A 24,728-nucleotide genomic window follows, 5' to 3' on the forward strand; every position below is an offset into this window, starting at 1 on the left:
ATTCCATCGATCATCCGTGATCGCGAAGATCAATGAAGCTTATGACCTACGCCAGTCCTACCTACGTCGAAGAGACCCGCCTGGGTTTCCGCTTTCTCGCCACCCATACCTGGCAGCACCACGTGCTGCGCGTGGCGATCAACGACCTGAAACGCCTGCTCGGCGAGCCGCTGCCGCGCGGCGGCGTGCTGCTCGACGCCGGCTGCGGCCAGGGCAAGTCGTTCCGGCTGCTGCAGGCGGCCTTCGCGCCGGACCGGATGATCGGACTGGATGCCGATCCGCACAGCCTGGCGCTGTCGCGCGCCGAGGCGGAGCGCGAAGACATAGCCGCGGAGCTGATCGTTTCCGACTGCGCGCGCATCGACCTGCCGGACGCCAGTGTGGACGTGCTGTTCTGCCACCAGACCTTCCACCACCTGGTCGAGCAGGAATGCGCCTTGGGCGAATTCTGGCGCGTGCTGAAACCCGGTGGCTGGTTGTTATTCGCCGAGTCCACCAAGGCCTACATCGATAGCTGGGTGATCCGCTGGTTCTTCCGCCACCCGATGCACGTGCAGAAGAGCGCGGACGGCTACCTTGCGATGCTGCGCGCGCAGGGCTTCGTGTTCGACGACGCAAACGTCTCCCTGCCCTACCTGTGGTGGAGCCGCGCCAAGGACTTCGGCCTGCTCGAACGCTGGGGCCTGCGCGCCCCGCCACCGCCGGGCCAGCGCGAGGAAACCCTGGTGAACGTGGCTGCCCGCAAGCCGGCGCAGGCATGAACGCGAGCTTCCTGAACGCGCTGGGCGTGGTCTGCTCCCTGGGCACGGGCAAGCCTGCGGTGGCCGAGGCGCTGTTCGCCGGCGCGGAGCACGGCCTGCACAGGGAGGACGGCTGGATTCCCGGCCATGTGCCGCCGCTGGGTGCGGTGCGCGCACCGTTGCCCACCATCCCCGAACCGCTGACGGCCACGCGCGACAATCGCTGCAATCGCTTGCTGCTGGCCGCGGCCCGGGAAATCGAAACGGAGATCCGCGCGGCTGTCGCGGCCCACGGCAGCGCGCGCGTCGGCGTGGTGCTGGGCACCAGCACCGGCGGCATCGAGGAAGCCACGCACGGCCTGGCCGCGTGTCGGCAGGACGGCACGTGGCCAGCGGACTACCGCTACGCGCACCAGGAGCTGGCCGGCCCCGCCGAGTTCCTCGCCGAATGGCTGGATCTGGCCGGCCCCTGCTATGCGATCTCCACCGCCTGCACCGCCGGGGCGCGTGCCCTCGTCAGTGCGCAGCGGCTGCTGCGGGCCGATCTCTGCGATGCGGTGATCTGCGGCGGCGTGGACACGCTGGCGCGGCTGCCCTTGAACGGCTTCCATGCGCTGGGCGCGATGGATTCCGCGCGCTGCAATCCGTTCTCGCGCGAGCGTCGCGGCATCCATATCGGCGAGGGCGCGGCGCTGTTCCTGATGACGCGCGAACATGGCCCCGTGCAGTTGCTCGGTGCGGGGGCGAGCTCGGATGCGTACCACATGTCCTCACCCGACCCCGATGGCCTGGGCGCCCGACAGGCGATGGGCGCTGCATTGGCGCAGGCCGGGCTGGAACCGGCGCACATCGATTACCTCAACCTGCACGGCACCGCCACCATGCATAACGACGCGATGGAGGCGCAGGCGGTAGCTGCACTGTTTCCGCACGGCGTGCCCTGCTCGTCGACCAAGCCGCTCACCGGCCACACGCTGGCCGCCGCCGGTGCGCTGGAAGCCGCGTTCTGCTGGCTCAGCCTGCGCGACGGCCGGTTGCCGCCGCAGTTGTGGGACGGCATGACCGATCCCGCGCTGCCCGCGCTGCGCTTCGTCGAGACCGGGGCGCGACTGCCGGACGACAAGCCTCGCCGCCTGATGAGCAGCTCCTTCGCCTTCGGCGGCAATAATGCCTGCCTGATCCTGGGAGACGCCGCATGACAGCGTGGCCCATCGCCGAACTGCTGCCGCACGCGGGCGAGATGATCCTGCTCGACGCGGTGCTGGAGCATGGCCCCGAGCACGCGCTGTGCATCCGCCGGGTGCCCACGGGCGGCCTGTTCCACGACGCCGACGGCAAGCTGCCGGCGTGGATGGGCGTGGAGCTGATGGCGCAGGCCATCGCCGCCTGGGCCGGCTGCCAGGCCAAGGCGGCGGCCGAACCGGTGCGCCTGGGCTTCCTGCTCGGGACCCGTCACTACACCTGCAACGTCGTCGCGTTCGAGCCGGACAGCGAGCTGCGCATCGAGGCGCGCCGCGACTTCCATGACGACGGCGGCATGGGCGTGTTCGCCTGCCGCATCGAAGCGCCCGGCGTGCTGGCCGAGGCACGGCTCACCGTGTTCAGCCCGCCCGACGCCAGCGCCCTGTTCCAAGACGGCACATTTCAAGACGGCAAGTCCCCACCCCCTGCATCGGAACCAAGCCATGGCTGACAGCATCCTGGTCACCGGCTCCAGCCGCGGCATCGGCCGTGCGATCGCGCTGCGGCTGGCGCAGACCGGCCACGACCTCGTCCTGCATTGCCGCGCAAAGCGCGACGAGGCAGAAGCGGTGCGCGCGGAAATCGAACGCATGGGGCGCTCCGCGCGCGTGCTGCAGTTCGACATCGCTGATCGCGCGGGCTGCCGTGCCGCCCTGGAAGCGGACGCGGAACGGCACGGGGCGCCCTACGGCGTGGTGTGCAACGCCGGACTCACCCGCGACGGCGCGTTTCCCGCGCTCACCGACGAAGACTGGGACCGCGTGCTGCGCACCAACCTCGACGGCTTCTACAACGTATTGCACCCGCTGGTGATGCCGATGATCCGTCGCCGCGCGCCGGGCCGCATCGTCTGTATCACCTCGGTGTCTGGCCTGATCGGCAACCGCGGCCAGGTCAACTACAGCGCGTCCAAGGCCGGCGTGATCGGCGCAGCCAAGGCGCTGGCCGTGGAACTGGCCAAGCGGAAGATCACCGTGAATTGCGTGGCGCCGGGCCTGATCGACACCGACATGCTCGACGCCGACGTGCCGGTGGAGGAAATCCTCAAGGCCATCCCAGCGCAACGCGCCGGCACGCCGGAGGAGGTCGCCGCCGCGGTGGCCTTCCTGGTGAGTCCGGAAGCCGGCTACATCACCCGTCAGGTACTCGCCGTCAATGGCGGCCTGTGCTGACGCGGCGGCCCATGGCTGCATGCCGGGCCCGTGCATTGTTCAAAGCCCCGGCATGGCCGTTGTCCACCCGGATTGATCCAGCAAGTCCATCCAGCCCGTCCATCCCAAGGAGACAGAAACGCATGAAAGCACTCACCCTCGGTCTTGCCGCATTGCTCCTGGCCGCTCCGGCTGCCGCCATGGCCAGCGACAAGGTGGTCCACCTGTCGTTCGAAAGCGGCGTCGCGGCAGCCCAGAAGGCCGGCCTGATCGACGACAGCGTGAAGTTCTACCTGGCCGGCACCGGCCCGCATGGCACCGTGGTCAACGACAATGTCACGATCAACCGCAAGACCAATGCCTTCGGCAAGAGCGACGAGGAAACCTGCAACCACGTGCTCGCCACCGACCTCATCTACCTGCACAACCTGGCCAAGCAGGCGGGCGCCAATGCCGTGACGGACATCGTCAGCAACTACAACGACACCGAATACCGCGACGGCCAGAACTACGAATGCCACCGGGGCTTCCTGATGTCCGGCGTCGCGCTGAAAGCCAAGCTCGTCAAGCTGCCCTGAGCGTCGCGCTGCCCAAAACCCGATGAACGGAAACGCCGGCCATGCGCCGGCGTTTCCGTTTCGCGCCCCGGCTGTCTTCGCCACCAAGCCTGCAGCGTCGCCGCCACGTTATCATTCACATCCCGATCCCCCTGGAATGCCGTCCATGCGCCCCTTCCCGCTCGGTGAAGAAATCGATCTGCTGCGCGACACCGTGCACGCCTTCGCGGAGAAGGAGATCGCGCCGCGCGCCACGCAGATCGACCACGACAACCTGTTCCCCGCCGACCTGTGGCGCAAATTCGGCGAGCTGGGGCTGCTCGGCGTGACCATCCCGACCGAGTACGGCGGCACCGGCATGGGCTACCTCGCGCACATGGTGGCGATGGAGGAGATCTCGCGCGCATCGGGCTCGGTGGGTTTGTCCTACGGCGCGCACTCGAACCTGTGCGTCAACAACATCTTCCACAACGGCAACGAGGCGCAGCGCAGGAAGTACATCCCCAAGCTGTGCTCGGGCGAGTACGTGGGCGCGCTGGCAATGAGCGAACCGGGCGCCGGCTCCGACGTGGTGGGCTCGATGAGCTGCAAGGCCGAGCTGAAGGACGGCGTGTGGGTCGCCAACGGTTCGAAGATGTGGATCACCAACGGCCCCGACGCCGACGTGTTGCTGGTCTACATGCGCACCGCGCCGCGTGCGGCCGGCAGCCGTTGCATGACCGCCTTCATCGTCGAGAAAGGCATGAAGGGTTTCAGCACCGCGCAAAAGCTGGACAAGCTCGGCATGCGCGGCTCCAACACCTGCGAACTCGTGTTCGAGGATTGCGCGATCCCCGTAGAGAACATCGTGGGCGAGGTGAACGAAGGCGTGCGCGTGCTGATGAGCGGACTAGACACCGAACGCCTGGTGCTCTCCGGCGGCCCGATCGGCCTGATGCAGGCGGCGCTGGACCTCACCCTGCCCTACGTGCGGGAACGCAAGCAGTTCAATGCGCCGATCGGCACTTTCGGCATGATGCAGGCCAAGGTGGCCGACATGTACACCGCGCTGCAGTCCTCGCGCGGCTTCGCCTACATGGTGGCGCAGCAGTTCGACACCGGCGTGAAGTCGCGCGTCGACCCCGCCGCCTGCCTGCTCAATGCCTCGACCAATGCGGTGAAGGTGGCGCTGGAGGCGATCCAGTCGCTGGGCGGCAACGGCTACATCAATGAATTCCCCGCCGGCCGCCTGCTGCGCGATGCCAAGCTGTACGAGATCGGCGCCGGCACCAACGAGATCCGCCGCATGCTGATCGGCCGCGAGCTGTTCCACGGCAAGGCCTGACGACACACGCGGTCCATTCGGTCGCTTCCGGCTCACGGTCGCCTGCGCCGGAAGCGCCCCGAAGAAACTCGCTCAGGTGTGCCGCTTCACCCATGCCACGTAGCGATCCATGAACGTCTGCAGGAATTTCTGCGTGCCCTCGTTCGCGACATGGCCTTCGGCGTCGATCAGGCCGTCGTCCTTGAATTGCACGTACACCTCCGGCTGCGCCAGCATCGCCACGTCGAGATAGGCGAGCACGTTGCGCAGGTGCTGCTGCGCCAGCGCACTTCCGGTGGAGCCGATCGAGGCACCGATCACCGCCCCCGGCTTGCCGGCGAAGGAGTTCGTACCCCAGGGGCGCGAGGCGATATCGAGTGCGTTCTTCAGCACGCCGGGGATGCCGCGGTTGTATTCAGGCGTGACGAACAACAGGGCGTCGGCACCCTCGATCTCCTGCTTCAGGCGTCTGGCCTCGGCCGGGTAGTCGGCATCGAAATCCTGGTTGTACAACGGCAGGTTGTCGATGCGGATGTGCTCGAAGACGAATTCCTTCGGCGCCAACCGCCCCACCGCCTTCGCCAGCCGCAGGTTGATCGACGCCTTGCGCAGGCTTCCCACCAGCACCGCCACCTTGATCGTGCTCATGCTCGATTGCTCCATCGGGAAAGTACGTTGGTGCGCGGCGCATCGGGGCCATGGCGCATGGCGCGATCAAGTCTGCACGATGCGCGGATCAATGCACGCGCGACCTCCGCCGGGCCGGTTACTTCGCCTGCAAGGTCTCCATGACCTGCTTCGCGTCGGCATGCGCGGCATCCAGCGTGCCCGCCTTGAGGCCATGCTCGGCCTGGCCCAGCGCCGCATTCAGACGGTCCACGGCCGCGACGTCGCCCTTGGCATCCGGAATGGCTCCGTTGCCCATGCCTTTGCAGGGATCTTCCGCCTTGGCATCGAACCCCTTGCCCGACGTACCAACCAGGCAATTCACCACGTGATGCAGATGCGCATGCGCCGTCGCCAGATCCGCCGCCCCCATCGCCATGCCGGCATGGGCGGTGGCCGTCGCAACCTGTTTCGACTCCGCACCGTTCGCATCGGCCGCCTGCACAGCGATCGGCAGGGCCAGCGCCAGCAGCAGGACTGGCAACGCATGCTTGAAACATTTCGTCATGGCACGACTCCTGAACGTGGCGGCAGGCGGCCGCAGTCCGACCACTATGGTGCGGCCATTGTGAGGAAAGCGGAAAAAGCCAGGCGCCGATAGGCACCCTGCCTGCGTTACGATGCGCGACCATCCACCCTGGATTGCCCGTCGTGCCGCATTATACCGGCCCCTTGCTGACCCGCGCCGCTGCCGACCTGCTGCTTGCCGCACGGGATGCCGGCGAGGTCGAGTGGCACGGCTCGCTGGACCTGGGGCGCAGCACCGGCGTCGCATCGCTGCAGGCGGACCGTTGGCAATGGCGCGGCGAAAGCTACCCTTGGCCTTCCGCGCTGAAGGATCGCACCATCCATTACTGGGACGGCGAAGCATTCGATGCGGCAGCGCGTTTCTCCGGCTCGCTCATCAAGCTGGTGCCCACCGAGTGGAACGTACCCACCTTCGAGATCGACGGCATCAAGATGCTGCCCACCTCGAAGGAATCGCCGCTGGAAGACGCCCGCCGCAAGGTGGCGCTGGTCGAGCCGCACGGCAAGATCGTGCTGGATACCTGTGGCGGCATGGGTTATTTCGCCGCCTGCTGCCTGGCGGCAGGTGCGTCGCGCATCCACTCGTTCGAGAAAAACCCCGACGTGCTGTGGCTGCGCACGCTGAACCCCTGGTCGCCCGATCCGGATGCGCCTGCAGCCGGCGGCCGCCTGCAGCTTGTCCACGCCGACGTGTCGCAGGCCATCGCAGGTCTCGCCGATGCCTCGGTGGATGCCTTGTTGCACGACCCGCCGCGTTTCGGCATCGCAGGCGAGCTGTACTCGCTTGCGTTCTACCGGCAACTCGCCCGCGTGCTGCGCAAGGGCGGCCGCCTGTTCCACTACACCGGCAGCCCGAACAAACTCACCAGCGGCCGCGACGTGCCGCGCGAAGTGGCGCAGCGGCTGCAGGAGGCCGGTTTCCAGGCCCAACTGATGCTGGATGGCGTGCTGGCGACACGGCGCTGAGACCAGCCTCAACGAACTGTGCCATCGCGCCCATAGGCGGCTCATCGGCTCTCATCTCGTCAACCAGGCAGCCTGCCGAGGTTTCCATCACCGCCGTTTCGGGGGTACGCTCGATTTCCCCAAGTGAACCGGAGTCCCGTCATGGCCTTGTGGAAAGAGCCCGTGAAGTCCCCCTCCAACGCGGCACCCGAAGCCACGGACCAGGCACGTCTCGACATCCCGGAAACCAGGCCTGAAGCGGCACCGCCGGTGCAACTGGCACCGCGCTCAACCCCCGTGGCCGCGGCTGCGCCAGGCAAGCCCAAGGCCGAATCGTTGATCGCGCCCGACATCACCATCGAGGGCAAGATCGAAGGCGCGGGTCACGTGCGCATCGCCGGCAGCTTCAAGGGCGACGTCAACGTGCGCGGGGATCTCACCATCGAAACCGGTGCCAAGGTGACCGGCAGCGTGCGTGCCGAGAAGGTCACCATCGCAGGCGAACTGGTGGGCAATATCGAATCCGCCATGCACGTGGACCTGCTGCAGAGCGGCGCGCTCAGCGGCGACCTGAAGGCCGGATCGCTCAGCGTGGCGGCCGGCTCGCGCATGCGTGGCCAGGTCGAGTTCGGCTGGGACGACAACGGCACACGTACGGACGGCGGGCGCGGCGGCGCGACTTCGTGACCGCCGCACCCTCGGGCACGCCCGGGGCAACACGCATCTGCCCTCACTGCCGGGAGACCATCCTCGAAAGCGCGAGCGTGTGCCCCGCCTGCCGCCACAAGCTGCGTTTCAGCGAGCCGGGCACAGCAGCGTCTGCGCCAGTGTCCGTGCCGCTGCGCGTGGAAGGCAGCTTCCGCAACCCCGACAGCGGCGCGTGGGAGTATGCGATGGTGCTGACTATCCGCAACGAGCGCGGCGAAGAGATCGCGCGCAAGTTGGTGGGCGTCGGCGCGATGCAGCCGGACGAAGAACGCACCTTTGCCCTGAGCGTCGAGATGCAGGCCGCCAATACTGGCAACAAGCGCTCGCGGCCGTACTGACGACGGCGGGACGATCGATTCGAACGAACCCACGCGATCGTGACGCGACAGATCCGACTTCGCGACGGAACCGGCCGGGCGAGCACACCGGATCGCTTGCTCCGGCGCGGCCGCATGGCGGAACGAAGCCGATGTCGACCGCACACTCTCCTCAGAGATGCGCGTCGGGTTCCACACGCTGCAGGAATTCGTAGCGCGATGCGTTCCGATCGACGAAGCCGTGCGTATCCGCGCCTATCGCCTGGCGCAGCAGGCCCCCATCCTTTTCGGCCACCGCAGGCCAATGCGGCACCCCTGCGCCGTTGGGGTTGCCGGTCTTGATGAAGTTGGCCCAGTAGCCTTCCATCGTGGCCGAGACGCGGCGGTCGGTCGGTGTCCATGCGTAGACGGCATTGCCGTCCAGGTTGCCCAGTGCGTATTCGATCTCGCCGCTGTGCACCGCGCCGGTGCCCGCACCGGCGCTGCCGTCCCGTTTCGCCGGTCGTGGCTGCTCGAAGTAGTAGTAATAGACCGGCGCGTTGCCGGTACGGTACTGCGCGTCCATCCAGCGCCAGGTGGAGAACGCGATGAACTGGTCCGCCGAAAGCGCCGTGCCGGAGGCTTTCACCTGGGCCTCGTTGTTGCCTGGGTAAAGCCTGAGCGCTTCGTCCACATGCGCCTCGCCCAGCAGCTTTTGCACCGCGTCGCGGTAATTGCCCGGCGTGGGCGCCCTCTGGTCGAGCAAGCCCGCGTAATAGCCTTCTTGCGAGTTCGAACCGACCAGCAGCGGAATGTGCGCCTGCTCGCCGGCGGCATAGATAGCCTCGGGCGAACGCGGCAGCACGGCTCCATCGATGGTCATGTCGAAGCCGCCGCTGTCCGAGGTGCCGAGCGCCTTCATCAGCGTGTCCGCCGGCATCGCGCGCAATTCCGCCAGCGAACGGGCGCCGACCTTGTGCATGAAGTCCGTGCCTTTCTGCTCGGCTTCGGCCAAGGGCATCGGCTTGAGGTTGCCGAGCACCGCGCCGCTCTCGCCGATCGCGCGCCGCATCAGCTCTTTCGACAGCGGCGAGGCCATCAGCGCCGACACCGCCATCGAACCCGACGACTCGCCGCCGATGGTGATCTGTGCCGGGTCGCCGCCGAACGCGGCGATGTTGTCATGCACCCAATGCAATGCCGCCGTCATGTCCATCAGGCTGTAGTTGCCGGCGGCATGCTGCGGCGACTCGGCGGTCAGCGCAGGCAAGGCGAGCAGTCCGAACACGTCCAGCCGGTAGTTCACCGTGACGGTCACGATGCCGCGCTGCGCGAGGCTCGCGCCGTCGTAGCGCAGCTCCGAACCATCGCCCGCGAGCAGGCTGCCGCCGTAGAAATACACCAGCACCGGCAGCTTGCCTTTCTCCCGCTGCGCGGGCGTCCATACATTGAGGTAGAGACAGTCCTCGCTCATGCCGTTGGAGCGGAACACCATGTCGCCGTAAAGCGGCCGTTGCATGCAGCGCGGCCCGAAGCGATCGGCAGCGCGCACGCCGCTCCACGCAACCACCGCTTGCGGCGGCTTCCAGCGCAGCGCCCCAATCGGCGGCGCGGCATAGGGAATGCCCTTGAACTCGTCCAGCCCTTTCCCGGCATCGTGAAGGCCCGACAGGCTGCCGGAGTCGACATGCGCCATGGGCGCCGCATCGGCGGCCATGGCCCAAGGGGCGGGCGATGCGAGCACCAGCCCCAGCAGGACGCGGCACGAACACGGAAGAGCCTTGCGCATGGTGAGCTGCCTTGATCGGTGGGCAAAGTTCCATCTTAGATCGGCGGGCGAACGGGAAAACATCCCGCCGCCCGCACGTCGGCCGGGAACGAACCGCTCAGCCCAGCGCCTTCTTCAACAGCGTAGCGATGCGCTTCTCCACCTCGGCGTTCATGGCCTTGAGTGCGAAGGTGGTCGGCCACATGGCGCCGTCGTCGAGCTTGGCCTTGTCGTTGAAACCGAGGGTGGCGTATCTGTCCTTGAACTTCTGCGCGTCCTTGAAGAAACAGACAACCTTGTCGTCTAGGGCATACGCCGGCATGCCGTACCAGGTCTTCGGCACCAGCGTCGAGGCATGCGCCTTGACGAGGGCATGGACCCGCGAGGCCAGGGCGCGGTCGGCTTCCGCCATCTTGGCGATCGCCGCCAGCACCTCGCGTTCGCCGTCCTCCCGACTCCTGTCGGCGCGTGCCTGCGCTTTCTGTTCTTGGGCATAGGCCTTCATCGCGGCCTTCTCCTCGACGCTGAAGGCGGCCTTCTTGCCAGGCGCCGCGCCGGTCTTGGATGGCGCTTTCTGCGCAACTTTCTTTGCAGCGGGACTCATCGGAAACTCCTTGCAATGGTCGATATCGAGAGGCTCAGCACCGTTCCTGCACGCGCAGCAGGTTGCCGGCGGGGTCGCGGATGGCGCAGTCGCGTACGCCGTAGGGCTGCATGGTCGGCTCTTCGACGATCTCGGTACCGCTGGCCTGGATTTTCTCGAACGCCGCGTCGAGATCCTTGGTGGCCAGCAGCATGGTTGCGAAGGTGCCCTTGGCCATCATCTCGGCGATGGTGCGCTTCTCGTCGTCGGTGACGCCAGAGCTGGCGACCGGCGGATACAGCACGATGGCGGTGCCCGGCTGGCCGGCCGGACCGACCGTGATCCAACGCATGCCGTTGTAGCCGACGTCGTTGCGTACCTCGAAGCCGAGGGTGTCGCGATAGAACGCCAGCGAGGCATCCGGGTCGCTGTGCGGGAGGAAGCTGGCGTGGATGCTGATGTCCATGAATGTCCTGTCGGGTGTGGAAGGAGCCGTCATGCTAGGTCCGACTCGGTGGCCGGCGCTTCTCGATTCCTGATCGGTCGCGTCACCTGTCGCGCGATGCAGGACGGCAGCCCTGCCGTCGCGAGCGCCGCTTCGCGCCGGTACACGCCGGGCGACATCCCGACCAGTTCGTTGAAGCGGGTGCTGAAGGTGCCCAGCGAGGCGCAGCCCACGGTGAAGCAGACCTCGGTGACGCTGAGGTCGCCGCGCCGCAGCAAGGCCATCGCGCGCTCGATGCGCCGCGTCATCAGATAGCTGTAGGGCGATTCGCCGAAGGCGAGCTTGAACTGGCGGCTGAGATGCCCGGCCGACATGCCGATGGTGTTCGCCAGGGACTCGACGTCCAGCGGCTGGGCGTATTCGCGATCGATGCGGTCGCGCACGCGGCGCAATCGGGCAAGGTCACGCAGATGTTGGGACGGAGCAGGCTTGTCGCTCATCGCTGGAATCGTCCCACTTCGGTCGACGACCCTCAAGCGACAAGGAGCGCGCCACAGATGCGGGGTGGCGGACGCGCCTCACTTCAACGGCCAGCGTTCGAGGTGTCTGTGTTCCGAATGGCCCACGAGGCTGGCCACCAGATCGACCGCCTCGACACGGAAGCTCAGCGGTTCGACCGACCGGCGCTCGACCGGCAAACCGTCACGATAGCCCAGCGTGAGGAGCGCCTCGCTCATGCCGCGCGTCGCCACGAGCCCGACGTGCTGCTGCACTTCGGCCAAGGCCACGCGCAAGCCTTGCACGGCGCGCGTGTCGACCGCATCCGCCAGCGCGACGAAGGTGCGCCCATCCGCACCGAAACCGCCCGTCGTCGCATCCAGCGTGAGCTCGAAGGCTGATTAGGTGAACTGTTCGGCGGCGACGCGCAAAACCTCACGGAGAGGTTGCCACCGTCGGCGCGGGGTACCGCAGAGCGCGACGCTGGCATGCAGCAACCCACTGCGGCCGGGGCACGACATCGATCCGTCCGCAGATGCGCTGGCGCCAGGCGGCGACTCGTTGCAAGTCTTCCGCAGCGGGACAGATCGCGAAGAACACCGGCACCAGGTGAGGAAGGGCATCGAAACCATCGGAGTCCGGTCCCGGCGATGCGGAAAAGAGATCGTCCGTGGGCTGCTTTCGCATAGGCACGCGCCGTGACGCAACACGGCCGGCGGCGACGCCATAGTGTCGTTCCGATACCATATGCAACCGCCCGGCGGTGCGCGCCCACCAACACGTCCCGAGGCTGCCGCCTGCCCTCTCCCGTCCCCGGAGCTTTATCGCCATGTCGTCCGCGCGCCTCGAAATCACCCGTCCCGACGACTGGCATCTGCACTTGCGCGACGGCGCCGCTCTCGGCTCGGTGGTGGCCGACACTGCGCGGCAGTTCGGGCGCGCCATCGTGATGCCCAACCTCAAGCCGCCGGTGACCACGGTGGCCCAGGCCGAGGACTACCGTCGCCGCATCCTCGCATGCCTGCCGGCGGACACGCGCTTCCAGCCGCTGATGACGCTGTACCTCACCGAGGCCACCACGCCGGACGAAATCGCGCGCGCCAAGGCCAGCGGCATCGTGCATGCCGTGAAGTACTACCCGGCCGGCGCCACCACCAACTCGCAGGCCGGCGTGCGCGACCTGGCGAACGTGCAGGCCGCGCTCGAGGCCATGGAGCAGCACGGCCTGCCGCTGCTGATGCACGGCGAAGTCACCGACTCGAGCGTGGACATCTTCGACCGCGAGCAGGTGTTCATCGAACGCCACCTGATTCCGCTGCGCGAACGCTTTCCCGAGCTGCGCATGGTGCTGGAACACATCACCACGCGCGCCGCCGTGGAATTTGTGCGTGAAGCGCCCACGCACGTGGGCGCCACCATCACCGCGCACCACCTGTTGCTCAACCGCAACGCGATCTTCGAAGGCGGCATCCGCCCGCACCATTACTGCCTGCCGGTGCTGAAGCGCGAAACGCATCGCACCGCTCTGGTAGAGGCCGCCACCAGCGGCGACGCGCACTTCTTCCTCGGCACCGACAGCGCGCCGCACGCGCAGGAAGCCAAGGAAGCGGCCTGCGGCTGCGCGGGCATCTACACCGCACACGCAGCCATCGAGCTGTATGCCGAAGCCTTCGAGCAGGCCGGCAAGCTGGACAGGCTCGAAGCCTTCGCCAGCTTCCATGGCCCGGACTTCTATGGCCTACCGCGCAACGCCGACACCATCGTGCTCGAGCGCAAGCCCTGGACGGTGCCCGACGCGATACCTTTCGGCGAAAGCCAGTGCGTGCCGTTCCGCGCGGGGCAGTCCGTGGCCTGGTCGATCGCCGCCTAGCGCACGCGCGACCTCAATCCGGAAAACGCACGACCGCATTCTCTGCCGGCCACTCGCCACGCCGCTGTTCGGCTTCGTCCTCGCGACGCGGCTTCCAGGCCGCTTTGCCAAGTTGGCCCAGATCGTCGTAACTGCCCAGCAGGTCGAACGCGTCCAGCGCGAAAGGCCGCCCTTCAGCGCCGATCGGGGACGGCCCGTCGGCCACGTGGAAATGCAGGTGCGGCCCAGTGGATGCACCGGTAAAACCGAGCCCGCCCAACACATCGCCACGATGCACGCGTTGGCCGGGACTGACCACGATGCTGCCTGGACGCAGGTGCTCGTAGAACGCGTACCGGCCATCACCGAGGCGGATCGTCACGAAATTGCCTGCGTCCTCGGCCAGCACATGCTTCGGATTGCCGGATACGCTGGCGGACTCGGCCATGCTGTCGCGCACGGCCACCACGGTGGCATCCGCGACAGCCAGCACGTCGACACCGTACCCCAGCCAGTTGCTCGGCACATCCCGGTCTCCCCGCGCCAGGTGTCCGGCCGCATCGACGCGCACCCAATCGATAGCAAAGCGCCCCGGAATGCGGGCCGTCCCGTCGACCACATTGAAGACACGGCGATGGCCATTTGCCCATCCGGCGCCGTGGATCGCAACCCAAGGCCCGCCGCGCAACGGCGGCCCAAGCACCGCTCCTGTGGGATACGACACCGTGGCGCGTGCACCACGCACGACAACCGTTGACGCATCCGGCTGCGCCGTGTACTCCACCACATGCTCGACCGCCCGCGGCGCTTGACCGTGTGTGGACCATTCGATGTAGACCACGCCGCGCCGTCCCGGCGGAACGAGAAGATCTGGCGTCGTGGCGGCTGCGCCGATCAGCGCAAACCGCTGCCGCAACGCGTCGCCGATCCAAGCCGCCAGCAGGTGTCCATCCTGCGCGTCCACCGCCATGACACGGGACAGACGCAGTGGCGTCGCCGAGAAATTGGTCAGGTGCAGCTCCTGGAATACCTGCATGCCAGCACTCGTGCTCACCGCCTGCGGCACATCTAGCACACGCAGCTCCAGGGATCCGGGAGCCTGCGGCCGCGCTTCCCTGGCAACGCATGTAATCACCAGGCAGCATGCGAATAGACAGCATGCGAACAAAGTGCGAGTCACAGTATTCATGCTTCACCCATGATCCGGAGCCGGGCACATTGAATCAAACCATTGGCCCGAACCCAGAGGACTGGGACAAGAGCGATGCATCACGGGATAAACGGCACCTTCAACGGGCCGAGCGGGAACGGGTCAGGTCAAGTTAGTGCCACCGCGCTGATCCGGACAGCACGATCCGATATCCCTGGCCACAATCATCCTCGCGGCCACGAGGCCACGCGATGGGCGGCTCGTTGCCCTCACCCCACGTTGTTCAAGGCCGACCGAAAAATTGCGTGCCGATCCGTCGTGATGCAGGCGGCAGGCATCATGCAATGGGCGCATGGCAAACCGACGGATACATGCTGCCATCACCGATGGCAGTTAATCAGGCCATCCCTTGCCGTCCGCGCAAATCTGACCATGAAAGCAAGCGCCGCGTCGCTGCGGCGCTTGCCGTGAAGCGCTCGCTCCGGCGTTGACCGGAAGCGAAACCGCCTACCTTCCCAGATCGCCCAGGAAACTCTTGGTGTACTGCAGCGGCGTGCTGGTGGACACCGAGTTGCAGGTGGGCGAAGCGGTGCTCTGGCTGCACGGGGTGTCGCGATCGAGCGACCAGAAGTGGATGCCCGCCAGGCCATTGGAAACGGCATAGCTCGTCAACGTGCTGGCGTTGGCGATGGTGAAGTTCTCGCTGGACACGTCGTTGACGCCGATCATCGGAGTCAGCTCGATCTTGTTAGGCGAGATGCCATAGGTGTGTTCTAGGTTCACCGCGGCCTGGATCGCCGTCTGCGCCATGTCGCACGAACCATTCGACACCACGCAGACGCTGGAGCTGGCGGCGCCGTAATCCATCGTCATCAGGTTGATGGTGTAGTTGCTGAGCGTGGAGGCCTGCACGGCCCGTACCACCATGTCGCCCAGGCTGTTGACGCCACCGTAGCTCCCATCCGACGCGCCCAGCGTGGCCACCGTGAACGAGAAGCGCAGGTTGGGATACAGCGACTGGCCGTACACCGCGGCAGCCACCAGATTGTTGATGTCGGCCTGAGACTGGCCGCCTTCGATGTCGAAGTCCACGCCCACCATCTGCGGCGACATGTAGCGTGACAGGAAAGCGGCGAAGTTCGCCGTGCTGCCGCAGGTGAAGGTGCCCGCCTGGCCACCGGTGGAAACCACATAGGGCAGGCCCGCGCTGGACAGCGCCGGGATATTGGCCGTGGCGAAGCTTGCGCCCGGCACGCCGCCCCAGTTCTCGCTGCCGCATTCGCCGGTGGCGAACGCCAGCGTGATCGCACTGAGATCGGATACGTAGTTCGAATAGAGGCTGCCCGTGCCGACCACCGGAATCGCCGAACCCGTCGCCGCGGCGGTCTGCATGGTGTCGGTGTTCCAGTTCATGTTGATCGTCACGTCCTTGTACGGACTGAACAGCAGTTTGGCACCGGTGCCCGGCGGATTCGCCGGACCGCTACCGCCGCCACTGGAGCCACCGCCGCTGCTGCCCCCGCCACTCGTTCCGCCACCGGAGGAACCGCTGCCGCTGCACGCGCCTTGCGAGGTCCAGGGTTCGCCCGAACCGGTCGCGCCGCTGTTCGTGGCCGGGTCGTTGCCCTGCGTCCACCAGTTGGCGACGTAATTGATGCTGTTCTCGCTAGCAACGGCGCCGCCGTTATAAGCCGTGGTCGCGCTCCACGCCGCCGCGCAGGCATTCCCCGAGCCGCTGCTGCCGCTGGAGCCAGTGGAGCCGCCACTGCCGCTGGAACCGCCACTTCCACTCGAACCGGAACCCGAACCGCCGCACGCCCCTTGCGAAGTCCAGGGCTCGCCCGAACCGCTTGCGCCGCTGCTGGTGGCCGGATCGTTGCCTTGCGTCCACCAGTTGGCGACGTAGTTGGTGCCGTTCTCGCTGGCGACGGCCCCCCCGCTGTAGGCCGTGCCCGAATTCCACGCCGCCGCGCAGGCCGTTGCGGTTTGCGCGTGTACCACCTGCACCGGTGCCACCGTCATCAAGCTCATCGCCATCGCGCCACCTGCGGTGGTGCCGACTGCGTTGAATGCCGTGTGTAGCCAAACAACCGACTTCTTCATATGCATGAAAGCGTCTCCCTGGTTGAGTTGCGTTATCTAGAGGCGGAAGGTCTTCTCCGTGGCGAACGGCTTGCGATCCTTGGCGGTGTTCCCCTGTTTGGACATCCGGCCCACCACGGCCTGCCAAGACCGAAACGGTGGCGCCTGGATGTCTTGTAATGACAACGTTGTCTAAATCAGGTGACGCAAACCGTGACGGCAATCGTGGAAACGCAATGCAGGCAATGAACATTGCCACTTTCGAAAATAGCCAGTGAATTACCGCAATGCAGCGCCAAAGATGACGCCGATATAGCTATTCGCATGCGGCATCGATGGTGCGATGCAACTAGATCGATTTAGACGTATGGACGTCCATGCGGTCCATAAAAGGACTTTCGTGACACCGTTGTCTGAAAGCCCGCGAAAGCAGCGACGCCCACGGGCAGCACTGCTTGCCATCGGCGGCGACCGAAGAAAGATCTCCGGACAAAAACCCTTGGGCAGGGCCAGGCACAGCCATTGCGCGCCATTCCGCATGCGGCAAAACTGGCGCACTCCCAGAGATGACCAGAACGACTCCATGGCTCCCTATATGTCGCAACTCGAGAAAGGCAGCCCCATCACCGGCCAGTCGTTGCTTGAAGACACAAGCCTGCCGGCTGCGGCCATCCTCGAATCGGCGCTGGCCAACAACATCGCGTGGATGCAGCGCTTCGCCGACGACCATGGCGCGCAACTCGCGCCGCACGGCAAGACCACGATGACGCCGGCGCTGTTCCGACGCCAGCTCGATGCCGGCGCCTGGGGTATCACGCTGGCCAACGCCGTGCAGTGCGCAGCGGCCTTTGAATATGGCATCACGCGCCTGCTGATGGCCAACCAGCTGGTTGGCTCGCCCAACATGGCAATCATCGCCAGCCTTGTCGAACGCGGCGCGGACTACTGCTGCCTGGTCGACAGCGCGGCGAATGTCGAAGCCTTGAACCGCTTTTTCGCGGAACGCGGCCTGACCCTGCAGGTGCTGGTCGAACTCGGCGTACCCGGCGGCCGTTGCGGGGTACGCGACGCATCCGCACTGACGGCGCTGGTCGATGCCATTGCGGCCGCGCCGGCAATCACGCTCTGCGGCATCGAAGGCTACGAGGGACTGATCGGCGGCGAGCATGCCGTGGAACGCGTCCGCACCTACGCCGGTCAGCTCGTCGCCACCTTGCGCGGACTCATGGATGCGGGTGCGTTTGGCGGCCGCAAGCCGATCGTCACCGCGGCCGGTTCGCAGTGGTTCGACCTGATCGCCGAAGCGTTCGACCAGGCGGATCTGCGCGAGCACTGCATGAGCATCCTGCGGCCGGGCTGTTATGTCGTCCACGACCATCGCTCGTACCGCGACGCACTGGCCGAAGTGAAGGAACGCCATCCTGAACTCGAAGGCGGACTGCAGCCGGCCCTGGCCGTGTTCGCCCACGTGCAGTCGCTGCCCGAACCCGGCTTGGCAGTGATCGCCATGGGCAAGCGCGACATCTCCTGCGACCCCGATCTGCCGATTCCGCTGCAACGGCACCGCCCTGGCGAACCAGCGCGCCCGCTGCAGGATTGCGCGACCCGCAAGGTGATGGACCAGCACACCATGCTGGCGATCCCGGCCCAGTCCGACCTGCGTATCGGCGACGTCGTCTCGTTCGGCGCCTCGCATCCCTGTCTGACGTTCGACAAGTGGCGGCAGATCCTGCGTGTCGACGACGAACTGCGCGTGCTGGAAGCAATGCCGACGTTCTTCTGATATCCGGATGCGGGAACTCCAAAGTCCACGCCAGTTTGTTGTCGCCCGTCCCGACGCCCATCGCACCCGCGATGCGGCCGTGGAAACCACGTATCGCCATTGAGGCGATCGACCCGGCTTTTCAACGCCAACCCGGTCATGGACAAGCGAGGGACCTGGATCTGGCTCTCGCTTAACGTACTCCGCGTACCGGCAGGATGGCCCACGCACCCAGCGCCACGAAGACCGCCGCCGCGACGAACAGGGTCGCATAGCTCCCGCCGCTCAGGGACAAGATGCCCGGGGCAATTGCCGGCATCAGCGACTGCGGCAGGACACTGGCGATGTTGAAAATGCCCAGATTCCTGGCCGCATGGGTTTCGCGCTCCGGCAACACATCGTTCACCAGCGCGAGATCGGCGGCCAGATATACGCCCTGCGCGATGCCGGCCACGGCCATGCCCGCAAGGAACCAGGGATACGACGCGGCGAAGGCGATCACCAACAGGGCCAGCGCATAGGCGAGCGCCCCGCCGCACACGAAAACCTTGCGCCGCCCGAGGGCGTCGGACAGGCCGCCTCCCAGAATGCTGAAGACAGCAACCGTGCAGGACTGCACCAGGGTGGACAGGAAGATCCAGCGCGGCACATCGGCCGGCGCGCAACCCAGTTGACGGATCAGGTAGAACTCCTGGTAGGTCATCAACAGTGCGACCCCGGCGTAGAGCAGGAAGCGGCTGTTCCAGGTCCAGGCGAAATCGGGGAAGCGCAGCGGATTGATCCAGAAGCTGCCGAGGAATTCGCGCCATCCGTAGCGTGGCCGTTGCGCCTCGGCCAAGCGGTGGTCAGGCAATGCCCAAGCCAGGATGAGCGCGCCGGCCAGGGCGACCGCAGCCGGCACCAGGAAAGTCGCGAGCGTGGAATCGGCGAGCGCCTCGACCAGGAAGGTGCCGCCCGCCATGCCCAGCGGCAAGCTGATGTTCACGATGCCCGACACCATGCCCCGCTGCGACGCCGGGATCTGGTCCGAAAGGATCGCCGCCAGCGCGGCCAGCTGCGCGTTGTAAGCGAGCTGCGCGACGCACCAGCCCAGCAGCAGCTGCGGGACCGACGCGGCCGTCGCGATGATCGCCAATCCCGCCATTCCCCCCAGCGCGCCGGCAACCAGCCACGGCCGGCGCATGCCGAAGCGCGAGGTCGTGCGATCCGACAGGCGGCCGAAAAACGGATTGCCGAACAGCGCCATCAAGGCGCCCACGCCCACCACCAGCGACAGGCTGCCGGTCGCGTGCGCTGGCGCGATCTCGCGCACGCGCATCGCCAGACCCACCAGGATGGGCGGAAGCAGGGCCATCCACAGCCCCATGTACGCCAGGCCATAGATCAGGATGAACGGCCAGCCGGCACGGCGTGCGTACGGCGCCGCAACCGCATGCGCGCGCGCTTGCGGGGGAAGCCAACGCATTGCGGCTTCAGCCTTGTCGTCGGTCACCTTCGTCGCCCCATGGATACGCGTGCCAGGCGTAGTCGAACCCGACGCCGGCAACGAACGAATACTACGGTTTCCCGGGCGACGCGGTGGATCCGCGCAATTCCATCTGGTAGGGCACGCGCGCCTGCTGGCGAGCAGCGGGGTCGCGGATCGATTGCAATACGCTCTCGACAGCGAGGCAGCCAAGCTCGCGACACGGCTGGTGCACCGTCGTCAGGCTGGGCGAGATCAGCTGCGATACCGGCGTGCCGTCGAATCCGCAGACCGACAGGTCGGCGGGAATGGCCAGTCCGCGATCGTAGGCTTCGCGCATCACGCCGCAGGCCATGTCGTCGTTCGCCGCAAAGATCGCCGTGGGCGGACGCCGGCGGTCGAGCAGCCATTTGGCGCCGGCCACGCCCGAAGCGAAAGCGAAATCCCCTTCCGCCACCAGCGACTCGTCGTACGCAATGCCGGCCTTGCGCAGCGCGTCGCGATAGCCGCTAAGCCGCCAGGTACGCGCACCGTGCCCCGGCAGCCCGGCGATATGCCCTATCCGCCGGTGCCCCAGCGAGATCAGGTGTTCGACGATCTCGGCGGCCGCCCTGCGCTCGTCGAAACCGACATCAATGCGCGACTGGCGCAATTTGGAGGAAATCGTCGAATAGGGAATGTCCAACTCGTCGAGGCGCTGCAGCAGTTTGGCGTTGTTTGCATGCGGCGGCACCAGCACCAGCGCGTCCGGCCGGTGCTGCGCCACGAAGCCGTCGATCCGTGCGGCCAGATCGTCGCCCGCGTCGAAGGGATGCAGCACGGCGTTGTACGGCGTTCCCTTGCACGCCTGCAGCACGCCCACGATCAATTCCATGGTGTAGCTGGAACCGGCCATCGGGTTGTCGTACAGCAGTGCGACCAGATGCGAACGATTCCCCGCAAGGCTGCGCGCGGACGCGTTGGGCACGTAGTTGAGCGCGCGGATCGAAGCCTCGATCCGCGTGCGCAGCGTGGCACGCACGCTCGGTTGGCCGTTGAGCACGCGGGATACCGTCTTGGTGGATACGCCCGCATGCGCAGCGACGTCTTCGATTCTCGCAGGCATGTGCAGATACCGCCCCTGTGTGGCTTGCAGCGCTCCATGCTACCCCAAGCCGACGGCCCGCAGTCATCCGGATTCCGCCCATTTCGTCCAAAAGTACCAGCGCTGGTATTTTCTATTGACAGCGCTGGTACTTTTGACTAGCTTGCGAAACGCGCTAGAGCCCGTGCGCCACGGAACGTAAGTGCAAGAGGGAAAGGGGAAGGTGTTCAGCCGGCGATCGCCGCGACGTGCCGCAGCAATTGCGCTGCCGCACGCATTCGCGAATGCGATCGCTCCCCGCTTGGCCGCAACGGCCGCCGTGGCATGCAGGCTTGATCCGGTTTGCCGACCAGCGGCCGAAGGCGAAGCGGCCTGAATTCCGGGCCGCAGACGGAACACGCCGGGCAGCGAGGGGACGAACACGCGCCGGCCGGACATTCACTGAACATTGGGGAGATATCGAAGTGAAGAAGCAGTCCATGCATTCGCATGCAGGCAACGTCAACCAACTGCGCCTGCTGCCTTTCGCGATCGCGGCGACCTTGTTTGCGGCTGGCCCATCGCACGCGCAAGCCACACAGCCCGCGCCGCAGACCACCGACCAGACCGCGCCCACCGCCCCTGCTGCGGCGAAGGACGCCAAGACTGCGGACAAGAAAAAGGACGCCACCACGACGGCCAGCGAAAAGGAAGCGAAGCAACTCACCGGCATGACCGTCAACGGTTACTCGGGCAGCTTGAACCGCGCGCAGGAAATCAAGCGTTATGCCGACACGGTGGTCGATGCGATCTCGGCGCAGGACGCCGGCTCCCTGCCCGACACCTCGGTCACCGAGGCGTTGCAGCGCGTGCCGGGCGTGGCCGTGAGCGCCTTCGGCGTCGCGGCCGATCCGGATCACTTCTCCATCCAGGGTTCCGACATCAGCCTGCAAGGCCTGCCCTACACCAGCACGCTGTTCAACGGCCGCTCGGTGTTTTCCGCCGGCGGCGGCCAGGGGCTGAACTTCTCCACGGTGTCGCCGGAGCTTATCGGTTCGGTGGTGGTGAGCAAGAACCAGACGGCGGACATGCTCGAAGGCGGCATCGCCGGCTCGATCGATCTCAATACGCGTAAACCCTTCGACAGCAGCAAGGACACGCAGGCCTCCATCACGGTCGGCAATTACTGGGGCAGCCTCGACAAGAAGGGCACGCCGCAGATCTCCGGCCTGCTCAGCCACAACTGGGATACCGACATCGGCCGTTTCGGCGTGCTGGGCAACATCGCCTACGACCGCATCGACCAGGCCGACAACGCGATCTCGCTGGTCGATTTCCAGCGACGCTGCAACGGCTGCACGCTGCCGGGCTCGCGCAACGATGACTTCCCCGGCCTGGCGCCCGGTCAATACGCCTACGTGCCGATCGGCGGCGACCTGCGTACCCAGGACGAAACCAGCACGCGCTTCGGCAGCGTGTTCGCGGCGCAGTGGGAAAGCCCGGACAAGGCCTTGCAGGCCACGCTGGAATGGGATCGCGCTTCGGACACGGAAACCGCCTACGAGCACACCCTGCAGGCTTCCACGGACGGTTGCGCCTGGTCGGATCCCAACCAGTGCGACATCCCGCTGGCAGGCACCTACCCCACGTTCAATTCGCAGGGCGTGTTCCAGTCGGGCATCGTCACGGCGTTGCCCAGTGCGTACAACTACCCGTCCACGTATGGCGGCCTGCCGACGCAGCTCGACAGCACGGCATACCGCAACCGCTACGTCACCAACGACTACAGCTTCAACCTGAAGTGGAACGTCACCGACCGGTTGCACCTGAGCGCCGATGCGCAGGACACCAATTCCACCTACGACAACTTCTATTACTACATCCGCCAGTTGACCATGGCGAACTGGGACATTGCCCTGCACGGCAACAACGTGCCCAGCATCAGCATTCTCTCGCCGGACCCCAACGAAACGACGGCGCAGTACTTCGGCAATCCCAACAACACCTACTGGGCGGCGGCGCAGGACCACGAGGAGCATTCCTGGGGCAACCAGCGCACCTTCCGCCTGGACGGCACCTTCGACATCGACAAGGGTTTCCTGGACAACCTCCAGTTCGGCGTCCGCCACTCCGACCAGAGCGAGGTGGTGCAGAACTCGGATTACAACTACGAGGCCGTCAGCTCGCCGAGCCCGGGGATCAGCGTGGTGACCGCGGCCAACACGCCCGGCGACGTCGCCCCATACAACGTCAACCTGCCGGCCTTCAGCGGCGGCAACTTCGGCATCGTCGCGCCCTACTTCAACCTGAATCCGCTCACGCAGTTCCAGCAAGCGGCCAGCGTGATGCAGCAGATCAACCAGCAATGGTTCGCGATGAATCCCGGCATGGCCGGCGGCCCGTACTACACCAACTTCCAGCGCGAGCAGTACGTGGCAGGCGACGTCTTCGTGCCGGGCACGTATTACCTGCCGCAGGAAATCGCCTCCAACGAGGAAAAGACCAACGCCGCCTACCTGCGCCTGAACTTCGGCAACGACAACACCGATTTCCTCAGCGGCATCCAGATCAGCGGCAACATCGGCCTGCGCTACGTGCATACGCAGGACGAGGCCTCGGGCTTCCTGCTGCTGCCGAACATGAACCAGACGCTCAATGGCAAGACCATCGCGGAGTATTGCCAGCAGAGCGCGAGCGGCCCGGCGCCGCAGCCGGGCACGTTCTGCGCGCTGACACCTGCGCAGCAACAGCAGTACGTGAGCTTCGCCAACGGCGCGTACACGCCGATCACAGCCAGCCATTCCTACGGCAACTGGCTGCCCAGCTTCAACCTGGCCATCGGCTGGACCAGTGACCTCGTCACCCGCTTCGCGTTCTCCGAGTCGATCTACCGGCCGACGCTCAACCAGTTGCAGGCCGGGCAGACGATCAGCGGGCTGTTGCCCTACGGCACCAACGGCAGCACGGCACCGACCCTGTCGAATGGCTATACCGGCGCGAACCCCTACCTCACGCCCATCACGGCGCACAACTTCGACCTGACCCAGGAGTGGTATTTCGGCAACGTCGGCTCCCTGTCCGGCACGCTGTTCTGGAAGCAGTTGAACAACACCATCCAGTACATCACCAACGTGGTCGACACCACGGTGACGAACAATGGCGTGAGCTTCCCGGAGCAGTATACGGCGGGCCTCGCCAACCTCGACCAGAAGGGCAGCGTGGGCGGCCTGGAACTGGCCTACCAGCAGAAATACGATTTCCTGCCCGGCTGGTTGTCCGGTTTCGGCACGCAGATGAACTACACCTACATCAAGCCGCACGGGCTGGGTTTCGGCGTGGTCGACTACTGCCCCTCCGGTTACGTGGCACCCACGCAGTGCGTCAATCAGCTCAAGCTGCCGCCGTCCGAACTGTCCCGCGACACCTACAACTTCACCGTGTATTACGAGAAGGGCCCGCTGTCCGCACGTCTCGCCTACAACTGGCGCTCGGCCTTCCTGATCACGGGCCAGGAGGCGGACTATCCGTTCCTGCCGGTGATGGCCGATTCGCAGGGCCAGTTGGACGCTTCGCTGATCTATGCGCTCAACGACCACGTCAAGATCTCGCTGCAGGCGGCCAACATCCTGAACTCCACGTTCAAGACCAGCGAAATCGTAAACACGGACGGCCTGGAAGTACCCAAGGGCTTCTTCCGCGACGACACCCGCTACAACCTCAGCTTGCGCGCAAGCTTCTGACGAAGTGCGCCCGGCAAGCCCCGTCATGGCGCATGCCCAGGCATGCGCCATGACGACGGGATGAAACAGCAGCGCGGCTGCGCCCCTCCGCTTGGGTCAACATGGCGATCATCGAATTCGTTGCAACCGGATCCGACCAGGCACGGCGACGCTGGCTGGCCGGGAGCGCCGCCTGCCTGGCGCTTGC

At 66.1% G+C, this 24,728-nt stretch carries 23 protein-coding genes and 1 pseudogene; 13 read left to right on the forward strand and 11 right to left on the reverse strand.

Features of this window, described 5'->3' with window-relative positions; translation table 11 throughout:
* The first annotated feature begins 32 nt into the window (after window positions 1–32).
* The 6 genes from IHE49_RS06785 to IHE49_RS06810 all read left to right on the forward strand — a co-directional run bounded on the left by IHE49_RS06785 (window position 33) and on the right by IHE49_RS06810 (window position 5,014).
* Window positions 33–761: a class I SAM-dependent methyltransferase gene (locus IHE49_RS06785; protein WP_225578252.1), complete on the forward strand. Its 729-nt coding sequence runs from the start codon at window positions 33–35 to the stop codon at window positions 759–761.
* Window positions 758–1,939 carry a beta-ketoacyl-ACP synthase gene (locus tag IHE49_RS06790; protein WP_192156204.1) on the forward strand — a complete coding sequence of 394 codons (1,182 nt, stop codon included), beginning with the start codon at window positions 758–760 and terminating at the stop codon, window positions 1,937–1,939. The genes IHE49_RS06785 and IHE49_RS06790 overlap by 4 nt, the downstream gene beginning before the upstream one ends.
* Window positions 1,936–2,433: a hotdog family protein gene (locus tag IHE49_RS06795; protein ID WP_192156206.1), complete on the forward strand. Its 498-nt coding sequence runs from the start codon at window positions 1,936–1,938 to the stop codon at window positions 2,431–2,433. Before IHE49_RS06790 ends, IHE49_RS06795 begins: the two co-directional genes overlap by 4 nt.
* Window positions 2,426–3,154 carry a 3-oxoacyl-ACP reductase FabG gene (gene fabG / locus IHE49_RS06800; RefSeq protein ID WP_192156208.1) on the forward strand — a complete coding sequence of 243 codons (729 nt, stop codon included), beginning with the start codon at window positions 2,426–2,428 and terminating at the stop codon, window positions 3,152–3,154. The genes IHE49_RS06795 and fabG overlap by 8 nt, the downstream gene beginning before the upstream one ends.
* A 122-nt stretch (window positions 3,155–3,276) precedes the next feature.
* Window positions 3,277–3,711 (forward strand): excinuclease, encoded by a 435-nt coding sequence (locus tag IHE49_RS06805; RefSeq protein WP_192156210.1) that lies wholly within the window; start codon window positions 3,277–3,279, stop codon window positions 3,709–3,711.
* Window positions 3,712–3,856: 145 nt separating this feature from the next.
* Window positions 3,857–5,014, forward strand: coding sequence for an isovaleryl-CoA dehydrogenase (locus tag IHE49_RS06810; protein ID WP_192156212.1), 1,158 nt, complete (start codon window positions 3,857–3,859; stop codon window positions 5,012–5,014).
* Between the two features lie 72 nt (window positions 5,015–5,086).
* On the opposite strand, the gene IHE49_RS06815 is transcribed toward IHE49_RS06810, so the two are convergent.
* Together IHE49_RS06815 and IHE49_RS06820 are read right to left on the reverse strand one after the other, a co-directional pair.
* On the reverse strand, window positions 5,087–5,641 hold the full coding sequence (locus IHE49_RS06815; RefSeq protein WP_192156214.1) for an NADPH-dependent FMN reductase: 555 nt from the start codon (window positions 5,639–5,641) through the stop codon (window positions 5,087–5,089).
* Between the two features lie 118 nt (window positions 5,642–5,759).
* Window positions 5,760–6,167 carry a hypothetical protein gene (locus IHE49_RS06820; protein WP_192156216.1) on the reverse strand — a complete coding sequence of 136 codons (408 nt, stop codon included), beginning with the start codon at window positions 6,165–6,167 and terminating at the stop codon, window positions 5,760–5,762.
* Window positions 6,168–6,310: 143 nt separating this feature from the next.
* Between IHE49_RS06820 and IHE49_RS06825 the strand changes: the two genes are divergently transcribed.
* From IHE49_RS06825 to IHE49_RS06835, 3 genes and pseudogenes are all read left to right on the forward strand, one after another.
* Window positions 6,311–7,153 carry an SAM-dependent methyltransferase gene (locus tag IHE49_RS06825; RefSeq protein WP_192156218.1) on the forward strand — a complete coding sequence of 281 codons (843 nt, stop codon included), beginning with the start codon at window positions 6,311–6,313 and terminating at the stop codon, window positions 7,151–7,153.
* 303 nt (window positions 7,154–7,456) lie between these two features.
* Window positions 7,457–7,819, forward strand: a pseudogene (locus IHE49_RS06830) (polymer-forming cytoskeletal protein); the annotation flags it as partial.
* On the forward strand, window positions 7,816–8,178 hold the full coding sequence (locus tag IHE49_RS06835) for a hypothetical protein (protein WP_192156222.1): 363 nt from the start codon (window positions 7,816–7,818) through the stop codon (window positions 8,176–8,178). The pseudogene IHE49_RS06830 and the gene IHE49_RS06835, both read left to right, overlap by 4 nt.
* A 151-nt stretch (window positions 8,179–8,329) precedes the next feature.
* On the opposite strand, the gene IHE49_RS06840 is transcribed toward IHE49_RS06835, so the two are convergent.
* The 5 genes from IHE49_RS06840 to IHE49_RS06860 all read right to left on the reverse strand — a co-directional run bounded on the left by IHE49_RS06840 (window position 8,330) and on the right by IHE49_RS06860 (window position 11,669).
* The gene (locus tag IHE49_RS06840; protein WP_192156224.1) at window positions 8,330–9,925 is read right to left on the reverse strand and encodes a carboxylesterase family protein; all 1,596 of its coding nucleotides are present in this window, start codon (window positions 9,923–9,925) and stop codon (window positions 8,330–8,332) included.
* Between the two features lie 97 nt (window positions 9,926–10,022).
* Complete coding sequence (locus IHE49_RS06845; protein ID WP_225578254.1) at window positions 10,023–10,508, reverse strand: DUF1801 domain-containing protein; 486 nt, start codon at window positions 10,506–10,508, stop codon at window positions 10,023–10,025.
* A gap of 34 nt (window positions 10,509–10,542) precedes the next feature.
* A complete protein-coding gene (locus tag IHE49_RS06850) occupies window positions 10,543–10,986 on the reverse strand; it encodes a VOC family protein (protein WP_225578255.1) in 444 nt (147 codons plus the stop codon).
* Entirely contained in the window at window positions 10,983–11,432 is a 450-nt protein-coding gene (locus IHE49_RS06855; RefSeq protein WP_192156226.1) for a helix-turn-helix transcriptional regulator, read from the reverse strand. The genes IHE49_RS06850 and IHE49_RS06855 overlap by 4 nt, the downstream gene beginning before the upstream one ends.
* A gap of 78 nt (window positions 11,433–11,510) precedes the next feature.
* Window positions 11,511–11,669, reverse strand: coding sequence for a hypothetical protein (locus IHE49_RS06860; protein WP_192156228.1), 159 nt, complete (start codon window positions 11,667–11,669; stop codon window positions 11,511–11,513).
* Window positions 11,670–11,693: 24 nt separating this feature from the next.
* On the opposite strand from IHE49_RS06860, the gene IHE49_RS06865 reads away from it, so the two are divergent.
* A complete protein-coding gene (locus IHE49_RS06865; RefSeq protein ID WP_192156230.1) occupies window positions 11,694–11,831 on the forward strand; it encodes a hypothetical protein in 138 nt (45 codons plus the stop codon).
* A gap of 428 nt (window positions 11,832–12,259) precedes the next feature.
* Window positions 12,260–13,300 carry a dihydroorotase gene (gene pyrC, locus IHE49_RS06870; protein ID WP_192156232.1) on the forward strand — a complete coding sequence of 347 codons (1,041 nt, stop codon included), beginning with the start codon at window positions 12,260–12,262 and terminating at the stop codon, window positions 13,298–13,300.
* A gap of 13 nt (window positions 13,301–13,313) precedes the next feature.
* Here pyrC and IHE49_RS06875 read toward each other — a convergent pair whose 3' ends face one another.
* On the reverse strand, window positions 13,314–14,315 hold the full coding sequence (locus tag IHE49_RS06875) for a M23 family metallopeptidase (RefSeq protein WP_192156234.1): 1,002 nt from the start codon (window positions 14,313–14,315) through the stop codon (window positions 13,314–13,316).
* Window positions 14,316–14,936: 621 nt separating this feature from the next.
* Complete coding sequence (locus tag IHE49_RS06880; RefSeq protein WP_192156236.1) at window positions 14,937–16,538, reverse strand: carbohydrate-binding protein; 1,602 nt, start codon at window positions 16,536–16,538, stop codon at window positions 14,937–14,939.
* Window positions 16,539–17,094: 556 nt separating this feature from the next.
* Between IHE49_RS06880 and IHE49_RS06885 the strand changes: the two genes are divergently transcribed.
* Window positions 17,095–18,294 (forward strand): amino acid deaminase, encoded by a 1,200-nt coding sequence (locus IHE49_RS06885; protein WP_192156237.1) that lies wholly within the window; start codon window positions 17,095–17,097, stop codon window positions 18,292–18,294.
* Window positions 18,295–18,466: 172 nt separating this feature from the next.
* Here IHE49_RS06885 and IHE49_RS06890 read toward each other — a convergent pair whose 3' ends face one another.
* Together IHE49_RS06890 and IHE49_RS06895 are read right to left on the reverse strand one after the other, a co-directional pair.
* Entirely contained in the window at window positions 18,467–19,738 is a 1,272-nt protein-coding gene (locus tag IHE49_RS06890) for an MFS transporter (RefSeq protein ID WP_225578295.1), read from the reverse strand.
* A gap of 91 nt (window positions 19,739–19,829) precedes the next feature.
* Window positions 19,830–20,843, reverse strand: coding sequence for a LacI family DNA-binding transcriptional regulator (locus IHE49_RS06895; RefSeq protein WP_192156238.1), 1,014 nt, complete (start codon window positions 20,841–20,843; stop codon window positions 19,830–19,832).
* Window positions 20,844–21,301: 458 nt separating this feature from the next.
* Between IHE49_RS06895 and IHE49_RS06900 the strand changes: the two genes are divergently transcribed.
* On the forward strand, window positions 21,302–24,541 hold the full coding sequence (locus IHE49_RS06900; RefSeq protein WP_192156240.1) for a TonB-dependent receptor: 3,240 nt from the start codon (window positions 21,302–21,304) through the stop codon (window positions 24,539–24,541).
* Window positions 24,542–24,728: the final 187 nt, after the last annotated feature.

It is taken from the genome of Rhodanobacter sp. 7MK24 (assembly GCF_014842995.1).
Lineage (GTDB): Bacteria > Pseudomonadota > Gammaproteobacteria > Xanthomonadales > Rhodanobacteraceae > Rhodanobacter_A.

Coding starts and splice junctions, on each gene's coding strand:
- IHE49_RS06810 (WP_192156212.1), top strand. CDS start 3,857: ATGCGCCCCTTCCCGCTCGGTGAAGAAATCGATCTGCTGCGCGACACC.
- IHE49_RS06795 (WP_192156206.1), top strand. CDS start 1,936: ATGACAGCGTGGCCCATCGCCGAACTGCTGCCGCACGCGGGCGAGATG.
- IHE49_RS06885 (WP_192156237.1), top strand. CDS start 17,095: ATGGCTCCCTATATGTCGCAACTCGAGAAAGGCAGCCCCATCACCGGC.
- IHE49_RS06850 (WP_225578255.1), bottom strand. CDS start 10,986: ATGACGGCTCCTTCCACACCCGACAGGACATTCATGGACATCAGCATC.
- pyrC (WP_192156232.1), top strand. CDS start 12,260: ATGTCGTCCGCGCGCCTCGAAATCACCCGTCCCGACGACTGGCATCTG.
- IHE49_RS06875 (WP_192156234.1), bottom strand. CDS start 14,315: ATGCAGGTATTCCAGGAGCTGCACCTGACCAATTTCTCGGCGACGCCA.
- IHE49_RS06890 (WP_225578295.1), bottom strand. CDS start 19,738: ATGCGTTGGCTTCCCCCGCAAGCGCGCGCGCATGCGGTTGCGGCGCCG.
- IHE49_RS06860 (WP_192156228.1), bottom strand. CDS start 11,669: ATGAGCGAGGCGCTCCTCACGCTGGGCTATCGTGACGGTTTGCCGGTC.
- IHE49_RS06790 (WP_192156204.1), top strand. CDS start 758: ATGAACGCGAGCTTCCTGAACGCGCTGGGCGTGGTCTGCTCCCTGGGC.
- IHE49_RS06855 (WP_192156226.1), bottom strand. CDS start 11,432: ATGAGCGACAAGCCTGCTCCGTCCCAACATCTGCGTGACCTTGCCCGA.
- IHE49_RS06805 (WP_192156210.1), top strand. CDS start 3,277: ATGAAAGCACTCACCCTCGGTCTTGCCGCATTGCTCCTGGCCGCTCCG.
- IHE49_RS06840 (WP_192156224.1), bottom strand. CDS start 9,925: ATGCGCAAGGCTCTTCCGTGTTCGTGCCGCGTCCTGCTGGGGCTGGTG.
- IHE49_RS06895 (WP_192156238.1), bottom strand. CDS start 20,843: ATGCCTGCGAGAATCGAAGACGTCGCTGCGCATGCGGGCGTATCCACC.
- IHE49_RS06880 (WP_192156236.1), bottom strand. CDS start 16,538: ATGCATATGAAGAAGTCGGTTGTTTGGCTACACACGGCATTCAACGCA.
- IHE49_RS06845 (WP_225578254.1), bottom strand. CDS start 10,508: ATGAGTCCCGCTGCAAAGAAAGTTGCGCAGAAAGCGCCATCCAAGACC.
- fabG (WP_192156208.1), top strand. CDS start 2,426: ATGGCTGACAGCATCCTGGTCACCGGCTCCAGCCGCGGCATCGGCCGT.
- IHE49_RS06815 (WP_192156214.1), bottom strand. CDS start 5,641: ATGAGCACGATCAAGGTGGCGGTGCTGGTGGGAAGCCTGCGCAAGGCG.
- IHE49_RS06900 (WP_192156240.1), top strand. CDS start 21,302: ATGCATTCGCATGCAGGCAACGTCAACCAACTGCGCCTGCTGCCTTTC.
- IHE49_RS06785 (WP_225578252.1), top strand. CDS start 33: ATGAAGCTTATGACCTACGCCAGTCCTACCTACGTCGAAGAGACCCGC.
- IHE49_RS06820 (WP_192156216.1), bottom strand. CDS start 6,167: ATGACGAAATGTTTCAAGCATGCGTTGCCAGTCCTGCTGCTGGCGCTG.